Source organism: Lysobacter claricitrinus, from assembly GCF_045866565.1.
Classification (GTDB): Bacteria; Pseudomonadota; Gammaproteobacteria; order Xanthomonadales; family Xanthomonadaceae; genus Cognatilysobacter; species Cognatilysobacter claricitrinus.
In genome coordinates this window covers 1-407 of the sequence record NZ_BAAFZV010000023.1, presented here as the reverse complement: position 1 = coordinate 407, position 407 = coordinate 1, and the positions used below count along the sequence as shown (strand labels likewise).

Below are 407 nucleotides of genomic sequence, written 5' to 3'. Positions count from 1 at the left end.
GTCGTCGTCTTGCCGACGCCACCCTTCTGGTTGGCGATTGCCCAGGTGTGCATCAGCCGGTCCTCCCGTCGGAGCGGATGCCCTGCGAACTCGCGATCGACGTGCGCGCATCGGCGCCGCTCACGGCGTCGGTGCCGCGGCCCGCGGGCAGGATGACGAGCATCACCCGGCGGTTCGCATTGCGACCTTCGGGCGTGGCGTTGTCGGCCACCGGCTGGTACTGCGCATAGCCGGTCATCGAAAGCCGCGACGGCGCGATGCCGGCCTGCTGCATCACGTGCAGCACGCTGGCCGCACGCGCGGCGGAAAGTTCCCAGTTCGACGCGTACTGCGCGCTGGCGATCGGCTGGTCGTCGGTATAGCCCTCGACGCGCAGTGCGTTGGGCTGGTCGCGCAGCACGTCGGCG

General features: G+C 70.3%; 1 protein-coding gene. It reads right to left on the bottom strand.

Features of this window, described 5'->3' with window-relative positions; all coding sequences use genetic code 11:
• Window positions 1-52: 52 nt before the first annotated feature.
• Window positions 53-407 (bottom strand): OmpA family protein (locus ACKTTN_RS14780; RefSeq protein ID WP_407910664.1); only part of this gene is annotated, 355 nt, incomplete at its 5' end.